The sequence below is a fragment of the Streptomyces sp. NPDC048441 genome, from assembly GCF_043200235.1.
Classification (GTDB): Bacteria; Actinomycetota; Actinomycetes; order Streptomycetales; family Streptomycetaceae; genus Streptomyces.
Window position 1 is genome coordinate 92264 of sequence record NZ_JBICXM010000003.1, and the last position, 25840, is coordinate 118103.

Consider the following 25840-nt stretch of genomic DNA (forward strand, 5'->3'; position numbering starts at 1 on the left):
CGGAAACGTGGTCAGAGGGGTGTTTTGCGTGCGGCACGTACCGCACGCCCGTCGCCCAGTCGTCAGCGACACAGATCACTGCCTGCGCGGGTGTGCCGCCGCCGAGGCGGGCTGTACTCTCGTACGAGCTCAATAAGTTACCGCTTAGTAACGACCGGGTGAGGGCCTGCCCGGAGATTCACATCTACGTCCATCAGCCCCACCGGGACCGGTTCGAGGAGCCCCCATGCAACTCGCCGCGATCGTCGTTTCGCTGACACTCAGCGCGGTCGGCATTGCATTGTTCGTGCGCGCCTTTGTGCACTTCTTCCGCTTCTTCCGGCTGGGTGCACCATTGCCGGAGAACGCGAATCGTCTGGACAATCCATGGCAGCGGAGTGTGACGCTGGTCAAGGAGTTCCTGGGCCATACGCGGATGATGCAGTGGGGACTGGTGGGCTTTGCCCACTGGTTCGTCGCGCTGGGTTTCTACACGCTGATCCTGACGATCCTGAACGCGTATGGGCAGTTGTTCCAGCCGGACTGGAAGCTGCCGGTCGTCGGCGGCTGGCTGCCGTACGAGATGTATATCGAGTTCATCGGTACCGGCACCACGGTCGGCATCGTGATCATGTTCGTGATCCGGCAGCTGAGCCTGCCGACCCGGCCGGGACGCAAGTCCCGCTTCGCGGGATCGAACCGGGCCCACGCCTACTTCGTCGACATCGTCATCTTCCTCATCGGTCTCTCGGTGATGACGCTGCGCGGCCTGGAAGGCGTGCTGCACCACGCGAACTACGGCCCGGACAACTACGTCTCCTACGGCCTGACCCTCCTCTTCGAGGGCGTCAGCCACGCCAATGTGGAGACCCTGGTCTACTTCTTCGCCATGCTCAAGCTGAGCGCGTCCTTCATCTGGATGATCACGGTCAGCCTGAACCTCGACATGAGCATCGCCTGGCACCGAATACTCGGCTTCCCCAACATCTGGTTCAAGCGGGAATCCTCCGGCCGCACCGCCCTGGGTGGGCTGCTGCCGATGACGTCCGGTGGCAAGGAGATCAACTTCGAGGACCCGGGTGAGGACGATGTCTTCGGTGTCTCCCAGGTCGAGCAGTTCTCCTGGAAGGGGCTCCTGGACTTCAGTACGTGTACCGAGTGCGGCCGCTGCCAGTCGCAGTGCCCCGCCTGGAACACCGGCAAGCCGCTCTCCCCCAAGCTCCTGATCATGTCGCTGCGCGACCACGCCCACGCCAAGGCCCCCTACCTCCTGGCCGGCGGCGGCAAAGACCTGGAAGGCAACGAAAAGGCGACAGCGGAACAGCTCAAGGACGTGCCCGCCACCGCCCTCGCGGAAGCCGAGCGGCCCCTCATCGGCACCGCCCAGGACAACGGCGTCATCGACCCCGACGTCCTGTGGTCCTGCACCAGCTGCGGCGCCTGCGTCGAACAATGCCCCGTCGACATCGAGCACATCGACCACATCGTCGACATGCGCCGCTACCAGGTCATGATCGAGAGCGCCTTCCCCTCCGAAGCCGGCACCATGCTCAAGAACCTGGAGAAGAAGGGCAACCCCTGGGGCCTCGCCAAAAAACAGCGCCTGGAATGGCTCAAGGAACTCGACTTCGAAGTCCCGGTCGTCGGCAAGGACATCGAAGACCTCACCGACGTCGACTACCTCTACTGGGTCGGCTGCGCAGGCTCCCTCGAAGACCGCGCGAAGAAAACCACCAAAGCCTTCGCCGAACTCCTCAACATGGCGGGCGTCACGTTCGCCATCATGGGCGGCGACGAGAAATGCACCGGCGACTCCGCCCGCCGCCTGGGCAACGAGCCACTGTTCCAGCAGCTCGGCCAGGAAAACGTCGCCATGCTCAACATGGCCTACGGCGAGGACGACGAAGACCCCGCGACCAAGAAGCCGAAGTCCGCGAAGAAAATCGTCGCCACCTGCCCCCACTGCCTCAACACCCTCGGCAACGAATACCCGCAGCTCGGCGGCGACTACGAAGTCATCCACCACACCCAGCTGCTCCAGCACCTCATCGACGAGGGCAAACTCACCCCCGTCACCCCCGTCGAGGGCCTCATCACCTACCACGACCCCTGCTACCTGGGCCGCCACAACAAGATCTACACACCGCCGCGCGAGATCATGTCCGCCGTCCCCGGCCTGCGCCAGCAGGAAATGCACCGCCACAAGGAACGCGGCTTCTGCTGCGGCGCCGGCGGCGCCAGAATGTGGATGGAAGAACGGATCGGCAAGCGCATCAACACCGAGCGGGTCGACGAGGCACTCAGCCTCAACCCCGACATCGTCTCCACCGCCTGCCCCTTCTGCCTCGTCATGCTCACCGACTCCGTCAACGGCAAGAAAAACGACGGCGCCGCCAAGGAATCCCTCACCGTCGTGGACGTCGCACAACTCCTGCTCGACTCCGTGAAAACCCCAGCCGACCCCACCGGCGAAACCGAAACCGCAGACGAACCAGAACCCGAGCCGGCCAAGTAACGTCGGGCGCCCCGTTCCAAGAGGCAGGGCCGGAACCGCAACTCGCGGTTCCGGCCCTGCCTTTGTGTCTCGTCATAAGTGGCGGCACCCCGCCTGTGCTTACGCGTCGAAGTCCAGCCGTAGGTGGTCCGACGCCGGAAGGGCCTGGCACGGCAACGTATAACCGGCGTCCTGTTCCTCCCGGGTGAGCGCGTAGCGCCGGGCGAGTACGACCTTGCCGTCGACCACCCGCGCCCGGCACGAGCCGCACAGACCGTCGCGGCACGAGTACGGGGTCTCCGGCCGGTACCGCAGTACCGCCGCGAGGAGCGAGGGGTCCTGTGGGGTCATCTCGGCCTCGGTGCTGCGGCCGTGCAGCCTGGCCGTGATCCGGGCCCCGCCGCCGTGGCCCACAGCCGTGTCCTGGCGGGCCGTCCGGTCCGCTGCGTCCGGGTCCGCCGTGAACAGTTCCCTGCGTACGCGGGACGGAACGGCACCCAGCTCCCGCAGCACCTCGTCCACCGATTCCACCAGGCCCCACGGACCGCAGAGGTAGAAGTGCGTGCGGGCATCGCCCGGTTCGGCGCCGAGCCCGGTCAGCAGGAACGGCAGCTTCGTGGCGTCGATCCGGCCGGACAGTACCTCCGACTCGCGCTCCTCCCCGGACAGTACGTGCAGGACGAAGAACCGGTCGGTGTGGCAGTCCTTGAGGTCTGCCACCTCCTCGGCGAGGAGGGTCGAGCGCGCCGTGCGGTTGGCGTAGACGAGCGAGACCTTGCACTGCGGGTCGTCGCGCAGTGCGGCGGCCGCCATGCTCAGCAGTGGGGTGATCCCGCTGCCGCCGCCGATCAGTACGTGGTGCGCGCCGGGCCGGTCCACGAGGGTGAAACTGCCCTTCGGCGGGCCGGCTTCGAGGATGTCGCCCACGGCGAGCCGCGTGACGGCGTACTCACCGAAGCCGCCCGGTCCCAGCTGTTTGACGACGATGCGCAGCGTCGCCGGCGGCGCGGAGCCGGGCGGCCCGCAGATCGAATAGCTGCGCCGGATCTCCTCGCCCGCACCCACGCCGCCAAGATGGTGACGTACGGCGATGTGCTGGCCGGGACGGTGGGTGAAGGTGGCGGCAAGACCGTCGGGGACCCCGAGGGTGACGGCCACGGCGGTTTCGGTGAGCCGGTCCACCCGGTGCACCGGCAACGCGTGGAAACCGGGCCCGGCCGTGACCGGCTCCGGCGGCCGGTGCCGGTCGGGGCTCTGCATTCGCTCCATGAGGGTACGGACAGCTCCGTCTCGTGGTGTCATATCGCCTTCATGTGGCCGAAGTTCTCCCGGCAGGAGAGGCACACCAGCACGGACTGACAGCGCGTCGCCCCGAAGGGGCTCTGCGGCCGGGTGGCCGTCGAGCCGCAGTGCGGGCAGGCCACGCCGGTGCCGAGCCGCAGTTCAAGCGGCGCGGTTCGGCTGCCCGGTGGTGAGATGCCGTTCTCGGCGAGCTTGCGCCGACCGTCGGTCGTGATCCAGTCGGTGGTCCAGACAGGTGCGAGAACAGTCCGCACCCGCCCGTCCGGATGCCCGCAGCGGGCGAGTTCGGACCGGATCTCCGCCACGATGGTGTCCATGGCGGGGCAGCCGGTGTAGGTGGGCGTGACGGTGACCTCCAGGGTCCCGTCAGGGCCCGTCGTCACCTGACGCATCACCCCCAGCTCCCCGAGGGTGATCAACGGCAGCTCCGGGTCCGGCACCGCACCGACTCGCTCCCGTACCTGCTCGGGAGTCAGCCGCTCGCGTACTGCCGTCACCAGGTGCCTCCGGGGTGCTGCCGGTGCACCGCCTGGAGTTCGGCCACCAGCGGCCCGAACCCCTCGGTATGCAGGCCGTCCCGGCCACCGCGGGCGTGCCAGGTGGGCTTGGGCAGGGTCAGCCCGGCCCGGGTGAGAACGCCGCCGACGGCCGCATCCCACTTTGCCCGCAGCCCCGCCGGGTCGACGGCGACACCTTCCGCCGCGAGCCGTGCGGTCACCGCGTCCGTCGCGAACAGCTCGGCGGTGTACGGCCAGACCTGTTCCAGGCCCGCCTGCATCCGGCGGTGGCTCTCCTCGGTTCCGGTGCCGAGCCGGACCGTCCACTGCTCGGCGTGCGTGCAGTGGTAGGCGGACTCCTGGAAGGCCTTTTCGGCGAACGCGGCGAGTGCCGAGTCCGCTGAATCGGTGAGCGCAGTGTAGAGCAGCCTGGTGTGGTGCGTGAGGCAGAGCTGACGCGCGAGGGTGAGCGCATAGTCCCCGTTGGGGATCTCCGCGAGCAGCACATTGCGGAACTGCCGCTCGGTACGCGTGAACGCGAGGGTGTCCTCGTCACCGTGTCCGGTCAGCTCGGCGGAGTACGCGAGCAGGGTGCGGGCGTGGCCGAGGAGGTCCAGCGCGATGTTCGACAGCGCCAGGTCCTCCTCGATGGAGGGCGCCCTGGTCACCCAGGCGGAGATCCGCTGGCAGAGGATCAGAGCGTCGTCGCCCAGGGCGAGCGCGTACTGCGCGGTGTCGCTCTCCAGCACGGCGGTGTCCGGCAGCGCGGTCAGGGTGTCAGTGGCCATGGTCACTTCCACCCGCCGGGGCCGCGTACTGCTCGGAGAGCCGGTACGGCTTGCCCGTGCCGTTGCTGAACAGCGGTTCCTTCTCGTCCGGCGCGGTGGCCCGGATGTCCGAGGAGCGGACCACCCAGATCGACGACGGTTCCCCGCGCCGCGTGTACAGATCGCGCGCGTTGGCCATCGCCAGGTCGGCGTCGGAGCCGAGTACCGAGCCGACGTGCTGGTGCCCCAGGCCGCGGCGGGTTCTGACGAAGACCTCCCACGGCGTCTCGGCCCTCGTGGTCGTGTACGTACTCATTACGGTGTCCCCCTGCTCTGGTCGGTGGCCGGTGCGGTCCCCCGAGCCCCCTCGGGTGTGTCCCCCTGCGCTGTCTGTTCCGCTTCGCGCCGGGCGGCCGCGACGGCTGCCTCCCGTACCCAGGCGCCGTCCTCGTGCGCGGCGACCCGGTGTACCAGGCGCTGCCGCGCGCACTGGGAGTCGTCCGAGAGCACCTCGCGGTACTGGTCCCAGCTGACGGGCGTGAAGTCGTAGTGCCCGCGTTCGGGGTTCCAGCCGATGGCCGGGTCGGGCAGGCTCAGGCCCAGCTCCTCGGCCTGCGGCACGCAGATGTCGACGAACCGCTGGCGCAGCTCGTCGTTGGGGTGCCGCTTGATGCCCCAGGCGATGGCCCGCTTGGTGTGCGCCGCCCCGAAGGCGGCGGCGCGGTCCTTGCTCGCCGGGGTGTCTGGCGGGCCGAACATCAGCGCCACGGCAGGCAGCCACCAGCGGTTCACCGCGTCCTGTGCCATGTGCCGCTGCTCGGGCGTGCCCTTGCACAGCGCGCGCAGGGAATCGAAGCCCTGGCGTACGTGAAAGGTCTCCTCCTGGCAGATGCGCAGCATGGCGCGGGCGTACGGACCGTAGGACGTGCGGCACAGCGGCACCTGGTTGATGACGGCGGCGCCGTCCGTCAGCCAGGCGATGGCCCCGGTGTCCGCCCAGGTGAGCGCCGGGTGGTTGAACGTGCCCGCGTAGCGCTGGCTGCCGCTGTGCAGGGCATCGAGCAGCTCGCCGCGGCTGACGCCGAGGGTCTGCGCCGCCGCGTAGAGGTAGAGCCCGTGCCCCGCCTCGTCCTGCACCTTCGCAAGGAGTACGGCCTTGCGGCGCAGCGAGGGGGCGCGGGCGATCCAGGCGCCCTCCGGCTGCATACCGATGATCTCCGAGTGGGCGTGCTGGCCGATCTGCCGTACGAGCATGCGCCGGTAGCCGTCCGGCATCCAGTCGTGCGGCTCGACCCGTTCGTCGTTGCGGAGCAGCTCCTCGAAGCGCTCCTCCAGGCGCTCGGCAAGCGCGGTGTCAGCGGTCAAGTCAGGCCTCCCGTCCAGTGGAGACGGACTCGCGTCCGGCGCCCGCGGCCGCGGGCACGGCCGATTCGTCCCGCTCCTGGAGTCCGCTCAGAAAGCGCTCGTGGAACCGGCGCAGCGGACCGGGCGCCCACCAGTTGGCCCTGCCGAACAGCGCCATCAGGGACGGCACCAGGAGCGCGCGTACGAGGGTGGCGTCGATGATGACCGAGACGGCCGTGCCGAAGCCGAGCTGCTTGATGAAGACCAGCCGGGACAGCACCAGCGCGCCCATCGGGATACAGAAGAGCACCGCGGCCAGCGTGACCGTGCGGCCGACCTTCTCCAGGCCGCCGGCGATGGCCTCGCGGTCCGGCAGCCCGTGGTCCACGCCTTCCTTGATGCGGGAGAACAAGAAGACCGTGTAGTCGGTGGACATCGCCAGGGCCACCGCCAGCAGGATGATGAGCATCGTCGGCTGGAGCGCGCCCTGGCTTGTGAAGTCGAAGAGACCCGCCAGGTTGCCGTCCTGGAAGACGAAGATGAGCAGGCCGAGGGTGCTGGCGAGGGTGAGCAGGTTGGTGATGACCGCCTTCAGGGGGAGCACCACCGAGCCGGTCATCGCGAAGAGGATGAGCAGCGTGGTGAGCGACATCAGGGCGATACTCAGCGGCAGATGGTCGCCGAGGCTGCTCATCATCGCGTCATAGAGCGCGGTGTTGCCGGTGGTCACCGTCGGGTACGGGGCATCCACGCCCTGGACCGCATCCAGGGTGTCCTGGGCCTGAAGCGACAACGGGGCGTCCTTGAGGGCCAGTTGGGTCTCCCACATGCCGTCACCGATCGGGCGGGGTGACGTCACGGCGGCGACGCCGTCGAGCCCTTCGAGCCGCTCACGGTAGGCGGCGAGCTCGGCACCCGCATCCTTCGGTGCCTCGGAGACGAGGTGGACCGGCGACTGGAGCGAGCCGGGGTAGTCCTTCTCCAGCGTCGTGTACACCCGGCCCGCGTCGGAGTCCGCGGGCATCGAGGCGGAGTCGATGCCGGTGAACTTGGTGCCGAAGGCGGGCAGTGCGAGGACCACGAGCACCGCGCTCGCGGCCACCGCGGCGCTCACCGGGCGGCGCATCACGCCGTGCGAGAAGCGGTACCAGCGGCCGCCGGACTCGTTGCCCGCGCCGCGCTCCTGGGTGTGCTGCCAGCGCTTGGGCGCCCACTTGTTGATGCGCCCGCCCAGCACGGCGAGCAGCGCCGGCAGCCCGAGCAGCGCGAAGATCAGCGCACCGAGGGCGGTGGCGATACCGGCGATGCCCATCGTGTAGAGGAACCGCTGCGGGAAGACGAGCAGCGAGGCCAGCGCCACGGCGACGGTCAGGCCGCTGAACAGGACGGTGCGGCCGGCGGTGCGCATGGTCCGGCCCACGGCCTCGAGGGTGTCGTGGCCGGCCCGCAGCTCCTCACGGAAGCGGGAGATGATCAGCAGGCTGAAGTCGATGGACAGGCCGATGCCGAGCGCCATCACCAGGTTGAGGGAGAAGATCGAGAGGTCGAGCACGGTCATCACCGCGCCGAGCACGCCCAGCGCCACGGCGATGGAGACGAGGGCGCCGCCCAGCGGGATCAGCGCCGCGATCAAGCCGCGGAAGATGAAGAGCAGCAGGATCAGCAGGATCGGGAAGGCCAGCGTCTCGGCCTTGCCGAGGTCCTCGCTGGAGATCGCGCTGGCCTCGACGTTCGAGGCGGTCGGGCCGCCGAGGGTGACGCTGTCGCGCAGCTGCTTGTCCGCTTCGAGGGTGTCCTGGGTCTCGGTGACGGCCTTGGTGACGGCGTCGCCCGGCGTGAACCCCTTGACGGAGGCGACGAAGTAGGTGCTCCGGCCGTCCTTTCGTACCATCGCGGGGTTCTTGGCCGAGACGAAGTCCGCGACGTCCGTGACCTCCGGCCGCCCCTTGATCAGGTCGACCGCGTCCCGCAACTGCTTCGGCCGCTCGGCGGACTTGGGGTCGAGGGGCTTGTCCAGCTCGACGAGGACGACATAGCCCTGTTCGAGGTTGGCGCCGGTGGCCTTCTCCACGTCTTCGAGGACCTGGACGGCGGCCGACTCCGAGTCGTCGTAGTCGTCCACGCCCATGGTCATGGACGCCATCTGGGATCCGCCGCCCGCCAGACAGACGAGCGCGAGAAGTCCGACCGTCCAGAGCAGACGCCGCGGCCCCCTCTCCAGCAGGTTCAACAGTCTTTTGAACACTTCGCAAACTCCCTTTCGCGGGGGGCGTGACAGGGCTGAGGGCGTGACACCCCCGTGGGTGAAGGAGGTCGCGGACCGGCCGCGCAATCCACGGCAGGGCTATGGGGTACGCCACACCGTTCTTTCCGGTGGGCGAGGGATTGCCGGACGGTGCACCGAACTCTTCTGTTGTGCGTGCCGCTTCGGCGCGCAGTCCCCGTGCCGAGCCCCGCTGGGCGCTCGCGGCCATCGTCTGCCCCTCCCGCCAGGAAGGACCGCGCCACCATGACCTCTGACGTCCGCGCACGCGCTGCCACGCCGCCCCCCGAGGGGGACAACGGTGTGGACCCCGCGTTGCGGCCCTGGCTGTCGGCGCTGCGCGAGCTGGTGCCGATGCCGGACCGGTTCCGGGAGCTGCGGGTGGGCCGGGACGAGGCGCGTGCACTGCTCGGCTGTAAGGACGAACTCCTCGACCGGCTCGCGGCGGGCGGCCTCGCCCACCAGGGATCCGGCGCCGGACTCCGCTTCGACTACCACGACTTGGCGAACACGGCCCTCTACTCCGGCGCCACCACCAGCGTCCCGCTGGCCGGTCAGCGGATGATGCTCCGGTTCGCCTCGGGCACCCCCGACACCTGGACCCCACCGCGCCACTGGACGCTGGACTGGCGACTGCGCTGCCGCGACCCCCAGTGCCCCGGCGGCACCTGGCGGATCGCGCTGCCCACGCCTGAGGTGTTCGGCGGCAGCGTCGACGCGCTGGAGTGCGAGCAGCCCGCTGTGCTCGAGGACGGCGAACTCGTCGTGCAGAACGCCGCGTCGCTGCGTCTGACCGGCCGGGTCACCACCTCGGGGCGGCGCGCCCCGCTGCTCTCGGCCACCGCCCGGCGCCACTTCGACGCGCTGGTGGGCGAGTTGCGTGACGGCCCCTACCGCTTCCAGTGGATGCATCCGCGGCTGCGCACCGACCCGGTCGAGACCGAACGGCTCGGGATCATGGACTGCACGGTCTGTTCCCTGGAACTCCAGCGCAGGGCGGAGGCGGACGGGCTCACCGCCCGGACCCGCCGCGGCCGCTACCTGGGGGTGCTCGACGCCGAGCACGCCTGGTGCGAAGTCCTTGACGAGGACGGCGTGTTCAAGCCCGTCGACCCGGTCTTCGCGGTCCTCGCCGAGCGGCACCGGCCGCCCCACGAGGAGTTCTCGGAATTCTGCGCCGGCTCCGTCCCGAGCCGGTTTCTGCCCTGGTCCGTACCGGCCGGTGGTGCGCTGGCCGTGCACGACTGCCCGGTCGGCGACGGGGCCTGGGACAACACCTTCAGTGGCACCACAGCGAAAGGCAACGCATGAGCACCGTACGGGAGATGCTCGTCGAACTCACCGGCATGACGGAGTTCGGCGGCGAGATCACAGACGACGCCAACCTCAGTGCGAGCGGCGTCGACTCGGGTGACCTGGTCCGCCTGGTGCTGCTCATCGAGGAGCGCACCGGCGTGGAGGTCACCGCGGAAGACATGGACGACCTGTCCTCCATCTCCGACTACGAGCGCATGATCGCCGCGCGCCGTACGGCAGAGGGAGCCGCCTGATGTGGCTCAGCCAGGTCCTGCACCGCAACCAGCAGCGCTCCGGAGAGCGTACGGCGCTGATCGACGCCGAACGCTCAGTGACCTGGACCGAGTTGGAAGGGAGTACGACCAGGCTCGCGCGCGGTCTCGCGGCGCTCGGCGTCTCCAGAGGTGACCGGGTCGCCGTCCTTTCCCTGGACCGCATCGAGGTCATCGAGTCGTACTTCGCGCTGGCCAAGCTCGGCGCGCTGTTCGTGCCGCTGAACCACAGCCTCACGGCGACCGAGGTGACCGGCATGGTGCGGCGCACCGGGGTCAGCGTGATCCTCGGTGAGGCCGCGCTGCTGGAGCGCCACCCCGAACTTCCGGTGCGCCTGCGCCTCGCGTTGGACGGCCCGGAGTATGCGGAGCTGACCGCCCCACAAGGCAAGGGCACCGGCGCCCCGGAGAACACGGAGAACGCGGAGAACGCGGAGAACGCGGAGAACGCGGAGAACGCGGAGAACGCGGAGAACGCGGAGAACGCGGAGAACGCGGAGAACGCGGATGCCTTCCGGCTCCCGGACGTGGCCGACAGCGACCTCGCCGCGATCCTGCACACCTCAGCCACCACCGGGCAGGCCAAGGGCGTCACCGTCGACTACGACTCGTTCCGCGGCATCTCACTCGGCTGGCTCGCCGCGGCGGCGCCGGCCGACGACATGGTGCTGGTCAACTGCTGCCCGCTCTACCACGGCAGCATCACGGTCACCCTCGCCTACCTGGCGGCGGGCGCCACCGTCGTGGTGCTGCCGGGCTTCACGCCACAGCGGGCGCTCGCGGCGATGGAGCAGCACCGTGCCACGCACGTCTGGCTCGTTCCGCAGATGCTCGGCTTCCTGTTGCAGAGCAAGGGCATGGCCGGCACCGACCTCGGCTCCCTGCGCGAGGTGCTGTACGGGGCGGCGCCGATGCCCGCCGAGCTGCACGCCGAGGCCGCCGAGCGGCTCGGCTGCGGCTTCCGGCAGGTGTACGGCATGACCGAGGTGGGCGGCCCGTTCGCCACCCTCGGTCCGGACGACCACCTCGCCGTCGGCACCGACGCGCCGCTGCCCGCGGGACGGGTCATCCCTGGCATGTCGGTACGGGTTCTCGACGAGGCGGGTCAGGAACTGCCGTGCGGCGCCGTCGGCGAGATCACCGTGCGCGGCCCCGGGCTGATGCGCGGTTACTGGAACAACCCGGCCGCCACCGAGGAGATCACCGTCGACGGTTGGATCCGCACCGGTGACCTCGGCCGCCTCGACGAGACGGGACTCATCCAACTCGTCGACCGGCGCAAGGACATGATCCTGCGCGCCGGGCAGAACGTGTACCCCGCCGAGATCGAACGCGCGCTGCTCACGCACCCGCTGGTGCGTGACGCGGCCGTGGTCGGTGTCCCGGACGCGGACTACGGCGAGGTGCCGAAGGCATACGTCGTCGCCGGCCCCGCCGAGGCGGACGACGCCACGGCCGACGGCGCACCGACCGCCACCCGGGCTGAGCTGATGGCCCACCTCGCCGAGCGCCTCGCGCCGTACAAACGCCCCCGGTATCTGGAGTTCATCGACCAAGTGCCCCGTAGCCCCGCCGGAAAGATCCTCAAAAAAACGCTGCGCGCCTGAGCCGGAAGGAACTGCCATGACCAGCGCACGGACGCTCGACCTGCGCTATACCGCGGAGCGCACGCTTCGCGTCTCGGATGACACCGAGCTCTACTACGAGATCCAGGGAGACGAGGGCCCGCACCTCACCCTGGTGAACAACTTCTTCATCATCGCCCCGATGTGGCGCAACTTCACCGCCGAACTGGCCAAGCGGAACCGGGTCCTCACCTACGACCTGCGAAACCAGGGCGCCTCCTCGGTCTCCCCGGACATGACCTGGGACGACCACGTCGAGGACCTGCGGGCGCTGCTCGACGGCCTCGGTATCGAACGCACCCACCTGCTCGGCACCTCCGCCTCCGGCTTCATCTGCCGGGACTTCGCCGCCCGTTACCCGGAGCGCGTGGACGGACTGATCCTCACCGGCCCGTCCTGCACGCCCTCGGACGGCATCCGGCGGCGGGCCACCGAGCGAGCCTGTATCAACTCCCTCGCGCTGGGCGGCACCGAGGGCCTCTGGGACCACCTGTACTCGGTCGTCTTCAGCGAGGCGGCGATGCGCGAGATGGGGACCACCGGCTATCTCGGACTGCGGTCGGCGTTCACCGCCATCCACCCGCCGGACCCGATGCTCACCAACCTCAAGTGCGCCACCCAGGTGACCGACGGGCCGGAGCTCCTTGCCGCCATCAAGCAGCCGACGCTGCTGCTGCTCGGCGACAAGGACGACATGTGGAACGAGGGACTCGGCGCCGAGGCCGGCCGGCTCATCGAGAACTCCGAGGTCGAGTGGATGCACGACGTCGGCCACCTCCCGTACATGGAGGACGGCGACGGCTTCCAGGCCCGGGTCCAGCGCTTCCTCGACTCGCTCCTGGCCCGCGAGGCGGCCGTGGCCCCGCAGACCGGTGGCGACCAGGCCTCGGCCTCGGCCTCGGTCGACGGTCCCGCCGCCGAGGACACGGCCGGGAGCGGCGCCGCCGCACCAGCCGCCGACTTCGAAGGCGACGACGCGCTGCTCGCCGCGCTTTGCACGCTGCTGCGCGAGGTCGTCGCCGACCGGGCCGACCTGCCCGCGACGGGTCTCGCCGAGACCCCGCTGAACAGCATCGGCCTGGAGTCCTGGGCGTTCACCCTGCTCCTCGGCCGGATCGAGGAGGAGCTGTCCGTCGAGTGGGACATGGACGTCCCGCCGGAGGTCTTCGAAAGCCTCGGCTCCATCGCGGCCCACCTGCGCGCCCACCACAACCCCACCCCGCCCCACACCTCCCAGGAGTCCGCACAGTGACCGCGACCACCTCTCCCGCCGTACACGTCATCACCGGGGCTACCGGCTTCGTCGGCGGCGCCTTCGCGCTGGAACTGCTCCAGCAGACCGCCGACCGTCTGGTGTGCCTCGTCCGCGGCGAGAACGACGAGGCCGCGACCCGCCGCCTGCACGACGCCCTTGGCCATGCGGCCGAGATGTACGGCGTCCCGGGTCTGCTGCCCTCGATCCTGGAGCGCACCAAGGCCGTCGCCGGGGACATTACGGACGAGGCGCTGCCCGAGTCCGCCGACCGGTTCCTGACCGCCGCGGAAGGCGAAGCGCCCGGCACGTTCTGGCACGTCGCCGCCTCCCTCAAGTACGAGGACCGGCACGCCGACGAGATCAACCTGATGAACGTGACCGGCACGCGCAATGTGCTGGCGCTCGCCAAGGCCCTCGGCAAGCCGGTGTTCAACCACGTCAGCACCGCCTACGTGGCGGGCAAGCGCACCGGGTTGATGCGCGAGGAGTTCCCCGGCAACACCGACTCGGCGAACAACGTCTACGAGGCCACCAAGACCATCGGCGAGCAGGAGGTCGCGGGCTCCGGTCTGCCGTGGCGAGTGCTGCGCCCGTCGATCGTCATCGGGCATTCCGGCACCGGCGCCGCCACCAGCTTCACCGGCATGTACGGCTTCGTCTCGTCCGCGCTGCGCTTCCGCAGGGCCGTGGAGAAGGAGTTCGGCAACCTGCTCCAGCACCGCCAGGTGCCGATCATCGCCGACCCGGACATCGAGTGCGACCTCGTCCCCGTCGACCTGGTGGCCAGGAATGCCGTCACCATCGGCCGTGCGGGAGCGCTGAGCACCGTCTACCACCTCAACAACGGCGGTTCGCCGACGGTCGGCGAGGTCATCGAGGAGGTCTTCGCACTCACCGGACTGCGCAAGCCCCGTTTCGTCTCCAACCGGGGGCTGCTCACCGCGATCGACCTGAAGCTCGACGAGGGCATCCAGTTCTATGCCTCGTACATGATCAACGGGAAGCGCTTCGACCAGACGAACACCGAGTCCGTCTGCGGCGAGGGCGCCCAGCGCTTCGATGTGGACCGTGCGGAGGCCCGCCGCTTCGTGCAGTGGTATCTGGACCGCATCCAGTCCGACGGCCGCAGCTCGGCTCCGGCCCGTGCCGCCTTCGCTTTCTCGCGCGCGCCCCAGCTGGCCACCACCACCGGCGGCTGATCAGCGCCGTCCGGTGCCCGCACGCCGCCGTACGCCGACCACTCGCATCCGAGACGCCGCACCGTCTCCAGTCCCCTCCAGGAGAGGAGACCGCACATGTACCTGCCCGACGATCTGCCGAAGCCCGGGAAGCTGTTCACGCTGGGTCTGATCACCCAGCAGGCCGCGAAGAAGCACCCCGACTCGCTGTTCTACCTGGACCGGCCCTTCGACCTCGCGCCCGGTCTCGGCCTGCGGCCGACCTACGCACAGGTCGCCGGGCTCGTCGAGGAGACAGCCGCCCGGCTGTACGCCGAGGGTGTGCGCCCCGGCGACACCGTGGCCGTCTTCAAGAGCCACAACGCCGACATTCTCTTCCTCGCCTGCGCCATCGGCCGGGTCGGTGCGGTCCCCGCCATGCTCGCGCCCTTCCTGGAGTGGCCGACCGTGGTGACGATGATGAGCCGGCTCAAGCCGGACCACTTCCTCACCGACCCGGCCACCCAGGCGCGCGCCGGGGAGCACTTCGAGGCGCTGCGCGAGCACGCCCCGTCCGTCCTGCTCACACACGGCGAGCCGGCCGGGGTGCCCTCGCTGGCCGCCACCGTGCCGGGCGAGGCCCCGCCGTACCCGGACATCCCGCACGACTCACCCGCTCTGATCACGCACACCTCCGGCACCACCGGGGTGCCCAAGCTGGTCGCCGCCGCGCGACGCGGCACGCAGTTGCCCATCAACACCCAGGCGCAGATGGCGAAGCTGCTGCGGTACCGCGAGACGTTCGCCATGTGCATCTCGTTCGTGCACGCACGCACCTACGCGGCGCTGGCCACCGCCCTCCAGCTCGGCATCGACATCGCGCCGCTCGCGGACGCGGACGTGGACAGCGTGCGCAAGGTGCTCTCCGAGTGCCGTCCGGGCTGTGTGGAGGCCCACCCCAACATGTACCTGCACTGGGAGGAGTTGGCCGGCATCCCGGACGGCCCTTTCGAGCGGGTACGCATCTTCATGAGCACCTTCGACGCCATCCACCCGCGCAGCATCCGCACCCTGCTCGGGGCGAGCAAGCGGCGCTCCCCGCTGTTCATCCAGTCCTACGGGCAGACCGAGACCGGCCCGGTCACCATGCGGATCTACACCCGCCGCAACATCCGCAAGGCGGACGGCCGTTGTGTCGGCTTCGTCTTTCCCGGCATGACCAAGGCCCGGATCCGGCCCCGCCCGCAGGACGAGGCGACCCGCAACGGCTATATCCAGGCCAAGTCCTCCGGTGTCGCCCTCACGTACGTCGGCCAGCAGGAGCTGTACGACGAGCGGTGCGAGGACGGCTGGTGGAACCTCCAGGACATCGGTTACAAGACCCGCTGGGGCTGTGTGCACCTGCTCGACCGGGAGTTCGACCAGACGGACGGCCTGGAGAGTCTGCTGGCCGCCGAGGACTCCCTCATCGAGGCGCTCCCGGAGCTGACCGAGGCCGTCTTCATCCAGGTCGGCGACACCATACGGCCCGTGGTGAGCACCCGCCGGGACCTGCCGCTTGACCGCGCCTCCTGGCAGGCCGCCGTCGCGCACCTGCCCGCGCTGCCGGAGCCCGTGCACCTGGCCTGGGAGCACATGCCGCACACCGCCACCTGGAAGGTGAAGCGGAACGTACTCGCCGCCGGCCTGACGGACGGTTCGATTCCGGCCCTGGACGGGGTGCTGAGCTGACATGACCACCCATCCCCTGCCCGTTCCGCTCCCCCGGGAGTGGACCACTGGCGCCGGGGTGCGCGTGGAGCGCGCCCGTACCGCCGTCGACGGCGAGTCCGCCATGCGGGAGCTGGAGAGCGCACTGGACACCCACAGGGGTGCCGTCCTCCGCTCCGACTACGAATCCCCCGGCCGCTACCGGCGGCACGCCGTCGGCTACACAGACCCGCCCGTCGAGATCGTGCTGCGCGGGCTGCGCACGGTAGAGGTCCGTGCGCTCAACGCGCGCGGCGAGGTGCTGCTCCCGGTGCTGCGTCAGGCGGCACAGCGGGCCCTGCGCGAAGTCCGCGAACTCACTCCCCCCGACGGGTCCACGGGGGGTCAGGGGTTCACCGGCCTGGTGCGCACCACGCTCGGCCAGGACATGTTCAGCGAGGAGGACCGGTCGCGACGGCCGGGCGCCTTCGACTTCGTCCGCGCCGTACGCGACGCGCTGTCCGGCCCCCCGGGGGACTTCCTCGGCCTTTACGGCGCCTTCGGCTATGACCTCGTGCTCGCCTTCGACCCGGTGCCGCTGCGGCAGCCAGGGCGCTCGGATCACGACCGCGATCTGGTGCTGCACCTGCCGGACGAAGTGACCGTCACCGACCCGGTGGCGGGCACCGCCTGGCGGCACACGTACGAGTTCACGGCCCGGGGCCGGAGCACGCACGGCCTGCCGAGGACCACACCCGCGCAGCCGTTCCGTGCCGGGAGCCCCACGGACGGCTCCTTCGGCGACCACGCCCCGGGCGAATACGCCGCGCTGGTGAGCGCCGTACGTGAACGGTTCCGCGCGGGCGACCTGTTCGAGGTGGTGGCCAGCCGTACCTTCGACCGGCCCCTGCCCTGCCCTCCCTCGGAACTGTTCCGGGAACTGCGCACCCGCAACCCCTCGCCGTATCAGATGCTGATGAACCTCGGCGAGGGCGAGCACCTGGTGGGCACCTCGCCGGAGATGTTCGTCCGGGTGCACGCGCGGCACACGGCCGACGGCACCGGCTGGCGCGTGGAGTCGGCGCCCGTCAGCGGCACCGCGGCCCGCGGCCGCGATGCCCTGGAGGACGCCGAACAGGTCAAGGTCCTGCTTGCCTCCGAGAAGGAGGAAGCGGAGCTGACCATGTGCACCGACGTGGACCGCAACGACAAGTCCCGGGTGTGCGAGCCCGGCACCGTCCGCATCATCGGGCGCCGCCAGCTGGAGATGTACTCGACGCTGATCCACACCGTCGACCACGTCGAGGGTGTGCTGCGGCCGGAACGTGACGCGCTGGACGCCTTCCTCAGCCACATGTGGGCGGTGACGGTCACCGGCGCACCCAAGCACGCGGCCGTCGCCTTCCTGGAGGAGCACGAGCGCTCCCCACGCCGCTGGTACGGCGGCGCCGTCGGACGCATCGGCTTCGACGGCACCCTGGACACCGGCCTCACCCTGCGCACGGTGCAACTGCGCGACGGCCGTGCCCGGGTACGTACCGGGGCGACACTGCTCTACGACTCGGTGCCCGAGGCCGAGGAGCAGGAGACCGAGCTGAAGGCGAAGGCACTCCTCGACGTGCTCGCCACCCTGTCCGGCGCCGGGGCGTCCCGCGTCTCCATGACGGACAGGGAGCCCCGCACGGCGGCCGCCGCGGCGGACGTGGACGCCTCCGCGTACCGCCCACGGGTGCTGCTCGTGGACCACCAGGACTCCTTCGTGCACACGCTGGCCGGCTACCTCCGGCAGGCGGGCGCCCGCGTCTCGACGTACCGCAGCGGTTTCGACAAGTCCCTTCTGGCGGAAGTCGATCCCGACCTGCTGGTCCTCTCGCCAGGACCTGGCCGCCCCCAGGACCACGACACGGCAGGCACCCTGCGCATCGCCGAGGACCACGGCATCCCGGTGTTCGGCGTCTGCCTCGGTATGCAGGCCATCGTGGAGTACCTGGGCGGGCATCTCGCCGTGCTCGACCACCCCTTCCACGGCAAGCCGTCGTCGGTCTCGGTGGTGGACGGCGGCGGGGAGCTGCTGCACGGTCTGCCACCACGGTTCACCGCCGGCCGCTACCACTCCCTGTACGCCGATACCGAGGCCCTGCCGCCCGGTCTGCGGCTCACCGCCCGCTGCCCGGACGGGGTGGCCATGGCCGTCGAGCACGAGACCCGGCCGCTGGCGGGCGTGCAGTTCCACCCCGAGTCCCTGATGACGCAGTTCGACGACCACGGACAGCTGCTGATCGGCAATGTCCTTGCGCGACTCGCACGGCGGCCGCAGCCCGCCGGCAGCGTGCCCCTTGTGTGATGGAGAGAGGTTTCACGACCATGACCGACACCGTTGCCCCGGTCCGGCGGACCTGGCTGGCCCCGAGCGAACTGCACCCCGACGACCGCCGCGAGTTCGGCGCGATGCTGCGCTACTGCCTGGACGGCACCGACGAGGGGCGGATCCAGCTGGAGTCCGTGCCCAGGATCGAGTTCGGCGCCGCTGACGACGCGAACGCCGACCGTGTCGAGCGGCTCCTCGGCGAGGCGTTCAAGCGGTTCGCAGGCGCTCCGCAGCGAGCCGACCGTACCCGCCTCGACCGCTGGGACGTTGTCGCCGAACCCGCGGCGCCCGCCTCGTCCGGTCCGCTCGGTGACGCCCCCGCCGACGGCCGCATCGGTCCGGGCCTGTTCGTCAGCGGCCCCCGGAACGCGCTGCTGATCCGCGCTCTGGAGCGGCTGCTGGGGCAGACCGCCGCACGGCTCGGCGCCGCCGAGTACACGGTGCCCGCGCTGCTGCCCTGGACCACGCTGGAGAAGGCCGGCTACACCGGCAACTTCCCGCAGCACATCACCGCCGCCGGCGTCGTCCGCCCCGACCTGGACGCGCTCGACCGCTTCGGCACCGCCACCGATCTGACGGGCCGCGCGGCCGAGTTGGAGTTCACCCCGGTCGCACTCGCGCCCGCCGTGTGCATGGGGCTCTTCGAGCGCTTCCAAGGCGCGCGCCTCGACGAGCCGCTGACGATCACGGCCACCGGTCAGTGCAGCCGCTACGAGGGCAAGGCCACCGCCGACACCTCACCGACCCGCCGCTGGTCGTTCAGTATGCGCGAGATCGTGTACGTCGGCGACCGGCCCGGTGCCCGCGCCTTCCACGCCCAGGTCCTCGATGAGCTCCTCTCGCTCGCCGAGAGCCTCGGCCTGCCGTGCAAGGTGCAGCCCGCATCGGACCCGTTCTTCACCAGCGCCCGTCCGCAAATGGCCCAGTACCAGGCGGCGATGGACGTCAAGTACGAGCTGGTGGGGCGGATGGCGCACGACGGTTCGGGCGTCGCGGTCTCCTCGCTCAACTACCACAACCAGCACTTCGGCAAGGGCTTCGACATCGCCTTCGCCGGGCAGCCGGGCTTCTCCGTCTGCTGGGCCTTCGGCCTCGAGCGCTGGGCGGAGTGGCTCAGCGGCTACCTCGGCGACGACCCGGCGGGGTGGCCGGCCCAACTGCGTGCGCAGTGCTGACCTCAGCCACCGAGGACGGGGCACCGAGGTGAGCGCGGTGACCCCGAAGCCGCGGCTCGACGACGGAGCGGGCGTGGTGCGGGCACTGCTCGCGCTGCGCCCCGTTGTGGAGGCCACGCTCCTCGGCTCAGGCGGCGGTCGGCTCACGCTGGGTCTGGCCACAGCGACGGAGCCGGCACTGCGCCCGGCCGGCCCGGCCGAGGACCGGCTGTGCGCGGGCCAGCTTCCTTCCAGGGCCCGGACGTTCCTCTCAGGGCGGGTCGCCCTGCGGCGGGCCCTGGCGCGGGCCGGACATCCCGGCGCCGCCGCGGAGATCCCGTACGAGGCGGACGGCGTCCGGCCCCGCCTGCCGCGCGGCAGCGTCGGCTCCCTCAGTCACTCCGGGGGAGTGGCCGTGTCACTGGCCGCTCCGGCCGCGCACTGCGCCGGGCTCGGCGTGGACCTGGAGCGCCACCCGCTGCCGCACGCCGCGGCCCGGGTGGTGCTCTCCGGTGAGGAACAGCTGTTCCTCACCGGAGAGTTCGGTGATTTCGGTGGGTCCGGCGAGTTGGGTGGGTCCGGCGAGTTGGGTGGCTCCGGAGCGGACGCGGCCTGCGAACGCCGTCTGCGGGAGCTGTTCTCCGCGAAGGAGTCCGCGTACAAGGCGCTGTACGGGCTGCTCCCGCCGCCACAGCGGCCCACGACTCTGCTCGGTATCGCCGTCCGCCCCGTGCCCGGGGGCTTCTCCGTCCGGGCGCGCAGGGCCCCGGAGCAGGTGCTGCACGTCCACGCCCGCTGGGCGGACGGCGCGGTCCTGACCTGGACCGCCGCCGGAGTCACAGCTGCCGACCGCCTTCCGGGCAGGACCGGTTGACGGGTCAGCGCCAGGCGTCCTGGAAGTTCCGCCGGGCACGGTGTACCCGGGAGCGAACCGTGCCGACCGGCAGGGAGAGCACGCGCGCCGTCTCCCGCTCGTCCAGGCCGTAGACCGCGCGCACCGTGAGGACGTCCCGCTGGTGGGAGGGCAGCCGCTCCAGTACATCGGCGATGACGACACGGAGCGAAGGGTCGGCGGGAGACGGCTGGTCGACCAGTTCGGCCGTCGCGGCCTGTCCCGCGCGCCGTGCGGTACGCGCGGCCTCCCGTACCGTCACGGCGCGCACCCAGCCGTAGAACGCCGCGGGCTCCCTGAGGGTCCGCAGCCCCCGGTACACAGCGAACAGCGAGTCCTGGACCGCCTCGGGCCTGTGTCCGGCGTCCACCGAGGTGCAGAGCCGCCGTACGAACGGCGTGATGTGGAGCAGCAGATCGTTCACCGCGCGTTGGCTCCCCGCCTGCGCGCTCAGGATCAGGGTGGCAATTGGCTGGGCCGTGGCTGTCTCGTTCATTCCTCCGCCTTGCCTACATGTCGCAATTACCAGTTGCATTCATGAGGGAGCGAAATCCATGACGGCAGCCGGAATTCCCGGCTCCACAACACTCAACCCCCGCACATTTGAAGGGTAGTGACGGAGATCCACGGCACAAGCGCTTGGTGCTGGCTTGCTTACGCCATGGCGAAACCTCGCCACCACACCATCTCAAGCCGCCCGCATGGGGCGTGACTTGACACACACATACCGCTCTCACCTGCGGTCGCGCCGTAGAGCTACTACCCTACTGGCTGGTAACGGCTGGACAGTTCCAAGTCATTTCACGGGGGGGACGTTCTGTGAGAAACCGCGAAACCGACATGCCTGCACAATTGTCCGAGGCCTCACGGCTCGCTGTCTATATGGAGCTAAAGGAGCGCGGAGCTTCCAACCCGGAAGACCTGACGGACAGTTTCGGATTGTCACGATCCGAGGCACGCGCGACGTGGGTTTCTCTGCGGCGCCTGGGCTTGGTGAGCTGGCCGGCCGAGGAAGGCGATCGCGTCGTTCCGGTGGATCCGGAATTCGCGCTGATGCGCATGCTCCGGCAGCAGCAGGAAATGGCGCAGCGCAGCCTGGAGGACTCCCTGCGGATGCACGAGGCGATGGAGTCATTGCTGGAGGTCTACCTCCCGGCGGCCGGCTCCGCCCAGTCGCACATCGAGGTCACCGCCGCCGGCTCCGTCGACGAGATGGTGCAGAGGCTGCACGACGTCACCGACTCGGCGCGATCCACCCTGCGCACCGCCTACGCGGAGAGCAGCCTTCCGCCCCGGCTGCGCCGCAGGCTCGGCCCACTCCGGCAGCAGATGTTCGACCGGGGTGTCCAGATCCGCTCCATCCGGCTCCGCCGCGACTCGGTGTCACCCGACACCTACGACCCCTTCAGCCGCCTCGCAGGGGCGGGCGTGGATCTGCGGCTCGCCTCGGTCATCCCGCTCAATATGGTGATCATCGACTCCGACTACGCGGTGCTGTCCTCGTCCGACAGCTGGTCATGCGGCTCCCAGCTCATGATCCGCGGGGCACCGCTGGTGAACGCGTTCTCCGCGGTGTTCGAGCACAACTGGCGCGAAGCGTCCCCGTTCACCCCGGAGGGCGTGCGCACCTCGTCCGACCTCTCGAACGAACAGCGCACGCTGGTGCAGTTGCTGGCCGACGGCATGAAGGACGAGGCCATCGCGCGCACCCTCGGGGTCTCGCCGCGCACCGCCAGCCGGCTGATCGCCGACCTGATGCAACGACTCGGCGTCACCAGCCGCTTCGCGGCGGGCGCCCGCGCCGCGCAGCACGGCTTGCTCGCCCCGTCCCCTATAGGCCCGTCCCCAATAGGCCCGTCCCCTATAAGGGGGACATCTTCATCAATCGGGATATCCTCATGCGCGGGCTGACCCCGCTCAAGGCCGGGACCGGATACCAAGTAATGCGACAACGAAGGCACTTCTTCATGACGACTCGTCATAAAGCGCTCTGCATCGTTGGTGCCGGGCCTCGCGGGCTCTCCGTACTGGAACGCCTGTGCGCCAACGAGCGGGCAGAGCCCGCACACGCCGCCTTGACCGTACATGTCGTGGACCCGTTCGAGCCCGGCGCCGGCGCGGTATGGCGCACCGACCAGTCCCGCCATCTACTGATGAACACCGTGGCGTCGCAGATCACCGTGCACACGGACGCCAGCTCACGAATCGCCGGGCCCATCGAGCCCGGCCCAAGCCTGGAGGAGTGGGCTCGCAGCCTCTCCATGGGAGGCGGGGCCGGCGGCTATGACGACCAGACACTCGCCGAGGCACGGGATCTGGGGCCGAATTCCTACCCCACCCGGGCCTTCTACGGGAGCTATCTGTCTGACATGTTCCAGCAAGTGGTGCGGCACGCGCCCGACCATGTCACCGTCAAGGTGCACCGCACACGGGCTGTCGCACTGACGGACCAGCACGACATGCCGGACGGCAGGCAGGCGGTTTGCCTGGACGACGACACCTGGCTGTGCGGCCTTGACGCCGTGGTGATGGCACAAGGCCACGTGCCCGTACGGCTCACCGCACGGGAGCAGCGGACCGCGAGTCTGGCCCGTGCCCACAGCCTCACGTACTTCGAACCCGCCAACCCGGCGGACCTCGACCTGAGTGTGGTCCGCCCCGGAGAAGCTGTACTGCTGCGAGGGCTTGGGCTGAATTTCTTCGACCACATGACGCTGTTGACGCAGGGGCGTGGTGGGACCTTCGAACGGGTCGACGGCCGACTTGTGTACCAGGCGTCGGGGCAGGAACCTCTCCTGTACGCGAGTTCGCGCCGCGGAATCCCCCACCACTCCCGTGGTGAGAACGAGAAGGGTGCCTCGGAGCGCTACTTCCCCCGGCTCCTCACCGCGCAGTTCATCGCCACTCTGCGTGCACGGGCCCAGCGAGGTGGACGTATCGGCCTGCGGGCCGAGTTGTGGCCGCTGATCGCCTGCGAGGTGGAGAGCGTCTACTACGGCACCTGGCTGGTCGCCCGGGGCCGGGAGGCCGAACGCGAGGACTTCGTGGACCGGTACCTGAAGTGCTCGGGATCCGTTGAACACGAGGCACTGCTCGATACCTACAGCGTCCCCCGCACCGACCGGTGGAACTGGAATCAGCTCTCCCACCCTTATGGCGACCGCGAGTTCGCCGACCGTGACGACTTCCGGAGCTGGCTGCTCGGCTACCTGCGCAACGATGTCCGGGAGGCACGGGCGGGCAACCTCAGCGGCCCGTTGAAGACGGCCCTCGACATACTGCGCGATCTGCGCAACGAGATCCGGCTGGCCGTCGACCACGCCGGCCTGGACGGCGAGTCCCACCGGGATGAACTCGATGGCTGGTACACCCCGCTGAACGCGTTCCTGTCCATCGGGCCGCCGGCCTCGCGCATCGAGGAGATGATCGCGCTGATCGAGGCCGGTGTCCTGGAACTGACGGGGCCCTCGACCGAGATCCGCATCGACACCACCTCGTCCCCGGCCTTCGTGGCGGGTTCCAGTGCCGTCCCTGGACAGCCGGTGCGTGCACAGGTGCTGATCGAGGCCCGGCTTCCCGAGCCTGACCTGCGCCGCACCGCCGATCCACTGCTGCAGCACCTGCTCAGTACCGGGCAGGCCGTGCACCACCGAGTCCCCTCCGCCCACGTTGCGGACCACGAGACCGGCGGCCTGTCTGTGACGGAACGCCCCTACCGGTTGCTCGATGCTCAAGGCCAGGCGCATCCGCGCCGGTTCGGCTATGGCATCCCCACCGAGGCCGTGCATTGGGTAACCGCCGCGGGCATCCGCCCCGGCGTGGACTCCGTGACACTGGCCGACTCGGACGCGATCGCACGGGCAGTCCTTTCGCTCGCGCCCTGCGCCTACTCATCGGCGGTCGTTGCCGGTTTCCAAGGAGCCCTCATATGAACGACCGTTCCGGAACACTGCCCGACTCCGGCTTGCTCTCACCGGTCCGCGCCGGTACACCCGTCGAAGAGGCAGTCTGCGATCACGCGTGGCTGCAAGCCATGCTCGACGCCGAAGCCGCCTTGGCCAGGACGCAGGCCCGGCTCGGTACCTTGCCGCAGGAGGCCGCTGAGGTCATCACCGCCCAGGCACGGGCGGAGCACTTCGATCTCAGGGCACTGGCCCTGGCCTCACGCGAGACGGCCAACCCCGTGGTCGGGCTGGTGCAGGCACTCACCCGGCAGGTCGCGTCCGTCGCCCCGGGCGCCGCCGAGTACGTGCACCGGGGCTCCACCAGCCAAGACATCTTCGATACCGCTGCCATGCTGGTCGCTGACCGGGCCTTACGGCTGATGCGCGTGGACCTCCGCCGGGTGATCCAGGCGCTCGCGGAGCTCGCGACACACCACCGTGACACCCCCATGGCAGGCCGCACCCTGGCACTGCACGCGGTGCCCATCACGTTCGGCCTCAAGGTGGCCGGCTGGCGGAAGCTGCTCCTGGACGCCGACCTGCGGCTGGCGCGCGTACTCGACGGGGGGCTGCCGGCATCCCTCGGCGGAGCGGCCGGAACCCTCGCCGGATATCTGGAGTACGCCCGGCTGGACAGCGAGGGCCCGTTCGAGCCGGACGACTATCTGGACCGTCTGACCGAGACTTTCGCCGACGAGACGGGTCTGGCCCACTCCGCCCTGCCCTGGCACGCGCTGCGTACCCCGATCGCCGATCTCGCATCGGGCTTGGCGTTCACCACCGGCGCGCTCGGCAAGCTCGCCGTCGATGTGCTGTCGATGACGCGCACCGAGGTCTCCGAGATCGCGGAGCCCGCGGTTGCCGGACGGGGCAGTTCCTCAGCGATGCCACACAAGCTCAACCCAGTGCTGTCGACACTGATCCGCAGCGCGGCTCTACAGGTGCCCGCGCTCGCCGCTGGTGTGACGCAGTGTCTGGTGTCGGACGACGAGCGCTCGGCCGGGGTCTGGCACGCGGAGTGGCAACTGCTGCGTGAGTGTCTGCGGCTGACCGGCGGCGCCACACACACCGTGGTGGAGCTCGTCGAAGGACTCGTGGTCCGGCCGGAGCGCATGGCGGCGAACTTGGAGCTGACCAAAAGCCAAGTCGTCTCGGAGCGCATCGCCGCGAACTTGGCTCCGCGGATCGGAAAGGCCCAGGCCAAGCAGGCGCTTACCCAGGCGTCGCAGACGGCCCAGGAGTCCGGGCGGCCGCTGAGCGAGATCCTCGCCGAGGCTCCGGAGCTACAGGGTCTCTTCACGGCCGACAAGCTGGCCGACCTGTGCGACCCTGCCCGCTATACCGGCGCCGCGGGTGCCCTGGTGGACCGGGCGGTGCGGCCGGCGCTCTGAGTACTGGGCGACGTTCATTCTGGGGAGAGCCCGGAGAGAGCCCGGGGAGCGCCTGGGGAGATCTTGGGGAGAGTAGGTCGGGGGAAGCGGCATCGGGGGGACAAGCCGCTTCCCCCGATGAGGACTGGAACCCTCAAGCCAGCGCCGTCCT

Annotated in this window: 20 protein-coding genes; 13 read left to right on the forward strand and 7 right to left on the reverse strand. The window is 69.9% G+C overall.

Going from position 1 to position 25840, the window contains the following annotated elements; all coding sequences use genetic code 11:
• The first annotated feature begins 226 nt into the window (after positions 1-226).
• Positions 227-2494 carry a (Fe-S)-binding protein gene (locus ACGFSB_RS08360; RefSeq protein WP_393396018.1) on the forward strand — a complete coding sequence of 756 codons (2268 nt, stop codon included), beginning with the start codon at positions 227-229 and terminating at the stop codon, positions 2492-2494.
• 99 nt (positions 2495-2593) lie between these two features.
• Here the strand turns inward: ACGFSB_RS08360 and ACGFSB_RS08365 are convergent, their stop codons facing one another.
• Genes ACGFSB_RS08365 through ACGFSB_RS08390 form a run of 6 tightly spaced genes read right to left on the reverse strand, consistent with a single transcriptional unit; the run spans position 2594 to position 8628 of the window.
• On the reverse strand, positions 2594-3742 hold the full coding sequence (locus ACGFSB_RS08365) for a 2Fe-2S iron-sulfur cluster-binding protein (protein WP_393396021.1): 1149 nt from the start codon (positions 3740-3742) through the stop codon (positions 2594-2596).
• 29 nt (positions 3743-3771) lie between these two features.
• A complete protein-coding gene (gene paaD / locus ACGFSB_RS08370; protein ID WP_393396024.1) occupies positions 3772-4272 on the reverse strand; it encodes a 1,2-phenylacetyl-CoA epoxidase subunit PaaD in 501 nt (166 codons plus the stop codon).
• On the reverse strand, positions 4269-5060 hold the full coding sequence (gene paaC / locus ACGFSB_RS08375; protein WP_393396027.1) for a 1,2-phenylacetyl-CoA epoxidase subunit PaaC: 792 nt from the start codon (positions 5058-5060) through the stop codon (positions 4269-4271). The genes paaD and paaC overlap by 4 nt, the downstream gene beginning before the upstream one ends.
• Complete coding sequence (paaB, locus tag ACGFSB_RS08380; RefSeq protein ID WP_347123863.1) at positions 5050-5355, reverse strand: 1,2-phenylacetyl-CoA epoxidase subunit PaaB; 306 nt, start codon at positions 5353-5355, stop codon at positions 5050-5052. Before paaB ends, paaC begins: the two co-directional genes overlap by 11 nt.
• Positions 5355-6404 carry a 1,2-phenylacetyl-CoA epoxidase subunit PaaA gene (gene paaA, locus ACGFSB_RS08385; RefSeq protein WP_393396031.1) on the reverse strand — a complete coding sequence of 350 codons (1050 nt, stop codon included), beginning with the start codon at positions 6402-6404 and terminating at the stop codon, positions 5355-5357. The genes paaB and paaA overlap by 1 nt, the downstream gene beginning before the upstream one ends.
• Before the next feature lies 1 nt (position 6405).
• Positions 6406-8628 (reverse strand): MMPL family transporter, encoded by a 2223-nt coding sequence (locus ACGFSB_RS08390; protein WP_393396034.1) that lies wholly within the window; start codon positions 8626-8628, stop codon positions 6406-6408.
• A gap of 264 nt (positions 8629-8892) precedes the next feature.
• Between ACGFSB_RS08390 and ACGFSB_RS08395 the strand changes: the two genes are divergently transcribed.
• The 9 genes from ACGFSB_RS08395 to ACGFSB_RS08435 all read left to right on the forward strand — a co-directional run bounded on the left by ACGFSB_RS08395 (position 8893) and on the right by ACGFSB_RS08435 (position 20336).
• Complete coding sequence (locus ACGFSB_RS08395) at positions 8893-9957, forward strand: hypothetical protein (protein ID WP_393396037.1); 1065 nt, start codon at positions 8893-8895, stop codon at positions 9955-9957.
• Positions 9954-10196: an acyl carrier protein gene (locus ACGFSB_RS08400; protein WP_393396040.1), complete on the forward strand. Its 243-nt coding sequence runs from the start codon at positions 9954-9956 to the stop codon at positions 10194-10196. The genes ACGFSB_RS08395 and ACGFSB_RS08400 overlap by 4 nt, the downstream gene beginning before the upstream one ends.
• Positions 10196-11821: a class I adenylate-forming enzyme family protein gene (locus tag ACGFSB_RS08405; protein WP_393396043.1), complete on the forward strand. Its 1626-nt coding sequence runs from the start codon at positions 10196-10198 to the stop codon at positions 11819-11821. The genes ACGFSB_RS08400 and ACGFSB_RS08405 overlap by 1 nt, the downstream gene beginning before the upstream one ends.
• A 16-nt stretch (positions 11822-11837) precedes the next feature.
• Positions 11838-13091: an alpha/beta fold hydrolase gene (locus ACGFSB_RS08410; RefSeq protein WP_393396046.1), complete on the forward strand. Its 1254-nt coding sequence runs from the start codon at positions 11838-11840 to the stop codon at positions 13089-13091.
• Positions 13088-14293 carry an SDR family oxidoreductase gene (locus ACGFSB_RS08415; RefSeq protein WP_393396049.1) on the forward strand — a complete coding sequence of 402 codons (1206 nt, stop codon included), beginning with the start codon at positions 13088-13090 and terminating at the stop codon, positions 14291-14293. Before ACGFSB_RS08410 ends, ACGFSB_RS08415 begins: the two co-directional genes overlap by 4 nt.
• A 96-nt stretch (positions 14294-14389) precedes the next feature.
• Complete coding sequence (locus ACGFSB_RS08420; RefSeq protein WP_393396052.1) at positions 14390-15982, forward strand: AMP-binding protein; 1593 nt, start codon at positions 14390-14392, stop codon at positions 15980-15982.
• A 1-nt stretch (position 15983) separates the two neighbouring features.
• Positions 15984-18284, forward strand: coding sequence for an anthranilate synthase component I (locus ACGFSB_RS08425; protein WP_393396055.1), 2301 nt, complete (start codon positions 15984-15986; stop codon positions 18282-18284).
• Positions 18285-18304: 20 nt separating this feature from the next.
• On the forward strand, positions 18305-19483 hold the full coding sequence (locus ACGFSB_RS08430) for a hypothetical protein (RefSeq protein ID WP_393396058.1): 1179 nt from the start codon (positions 18305-18307) through the stop codon (positions 19481-19483).
• Between the two features lie 37 nt (positions 19484-19520).
• The gene (locus ACGFSB_RS08435) at positions 19521-20336 is read left to right on the forward strand and encodes a 4'-phosphopantetheinyl transferase (RefSeq protein ID WP_393396061.1); all 816 of its coding nucleotides are present in this window, start codon (positions 19521-19523) and stop codon (positions 20334-20336) included.
• Positions 20337-20340: 4 nt separating this feature from the next.
• On the opposite strand, the gene ACGFSB_RS08440 is transcribed toward ACGFSB_RS08435, so the two are convergent.
• Entirely contained in the window at positions 20341-20850 is a 510-nt protein-coding gene (locus ACGFSB_RS08440) for an RNA polymerase sigma factor (RefSeq protein WP_393396064.1), read from the reverse strand.
• A gap of 536 nt (positions 20851-21386) precedes the next feature.
• Between ACGFSB_RS08440 and ACGFSB_RS08445 the strand changes: the two genes are divergently transcribed.
• Genes ACGFSB_RS08445 through pcaB form a run of 3 tightly spaced genes read left to right on the forward strand, consistent with a single transcriptional unit; the run spans position 21387 to position 25689 of the window.
• A complete protein-coding gene (locus tag ACGFSB_RS08445) occupies positions 21387-22265 on the forward strand; it encodes a LuxR C-terminal-related transcriptional regulator (protein WP_393396067.1) in 879 nt (292 codons plus the stop codon).
• Positions 22266-22321: 56 nt separating this feature from the next.
• Positions 22322-24286, forward strand: a complete 1965-nt coding sequence (locus ACGFSB_RS08450; protein WP_393396069.1) for an FAD/NAD(P)-binding protein — start codon at positions 22322-22324, stop codon at positions 24284-24286.
• Entirely contained in the window at positions 24283-25689 is a 1407-nt protein-coding gene (pcaB, locus tag ACGFSB_RS08455) for a 3-carboxy-cis,cis-muconate cycloisomerase (protein WP_393396072.1), read from the forward strand. The genes ACGFSB_RS08450 and pcaB overlap by 4 nt, the downstream gene beginning before the upstream one ends.
• Positions 25690-25840: the final 151 nt, after the last annotated feature.

Coding starts and splice junctions, on each gene's coding strand:
- ACGFSB_RS08360 (WP_393396018.1), top strand. CDS start 227: ATGCAACTCGCCGCGATCGTCGTTTCGCTGACACTCAGCGCGGTCGGC.
- ACGFSB_RS08365 (WP_393396021.1), bottom strand. CDS start 3,742: ATGGAGCGAATGCAGAGCCCCGACCGGCACCGGCCGCCGGAGCCGGTC.
- paaC (WP_393396027.1), bottom strand. CDS start 5,060: ATGGCCACTGACACCCTGACCGCGCTGCCGGACACCGCCGTGCTGGAG.
- paaB (WP_347123863.1), bottom strand. CDS start 5,355: ATGAGTACGTACACGACCACGAGGGCCGAGACGCCGTGGGAGGTCTTC.
- ACGFSB_RS08395 (WP_393396037.1), top strand. CDS start 8,893: ATGACCTCTGACGTCCGCGCACGCGCTGCCACGCCGCCCCCCGAGGGG.
- ACGFSB_RS08400 (WP_393396040.1), top strand. CDS start 9,954: ATGAGCACCGTACGGGAGATGCTCGTCGAACTCACCGGCATGACGGAG.
- ACGFSB_RS08405 (WP_393396043.1), top strand. CDS start 10,196: ATGTGGCTCAGCCAGGTCCTGCACCGCAACCAGCAGCGCTCCGGAGAG.
- ACGFSB_RS08410 (WP_393396046.1), top strand. CDS start 11,838: ATGACCAGCGCACGGACGCTCGACCTGCGCTATACCGCGGAGCGCACG.
- ACGFSB_RS08420 (WP_393396052.1), top strand. CDS start 14,390: ATGTACCTGCCCGACGATCTGCCGAAGCCCGGGAAGCTGTTCACGCTG.
- ACGFSB_RS08425 (WP_393396055.1), top strand. CDS start 15,984: ATGACCACCCATCCCCTGCCCGTTCCGCTCCCCCGGGAGTGGACCACT.
- ACGFSB_RS08430 (WP_393396058.1), top strand. CDS start 18,305: ATGACCGACACCGTTGCCCCGGTCCGGCGGACCTGGCTGGCCCCGAGC.
- ACGFSB_RS08440 (WP_393396064.1), bottom strand. CDS start 20,850: ATGAACGAGACAGCCACGGCCCAGCCAATTGCCACCCTGATCCTGAGC.
- ACGFSB_RS08450 (WP_393396069.1), top strand. CDS start 22,322: ATGACGACTCGTCATAAAGCGCTCTGCATCGTTGGTGCCGGGCCTCGC.
- pcaB (WP_393396072.1), top strand. CDS start 24,283: ATGAACGACCGTTCCGGAACACTGCCCGACTCCGGCTTGCTCTCACCG.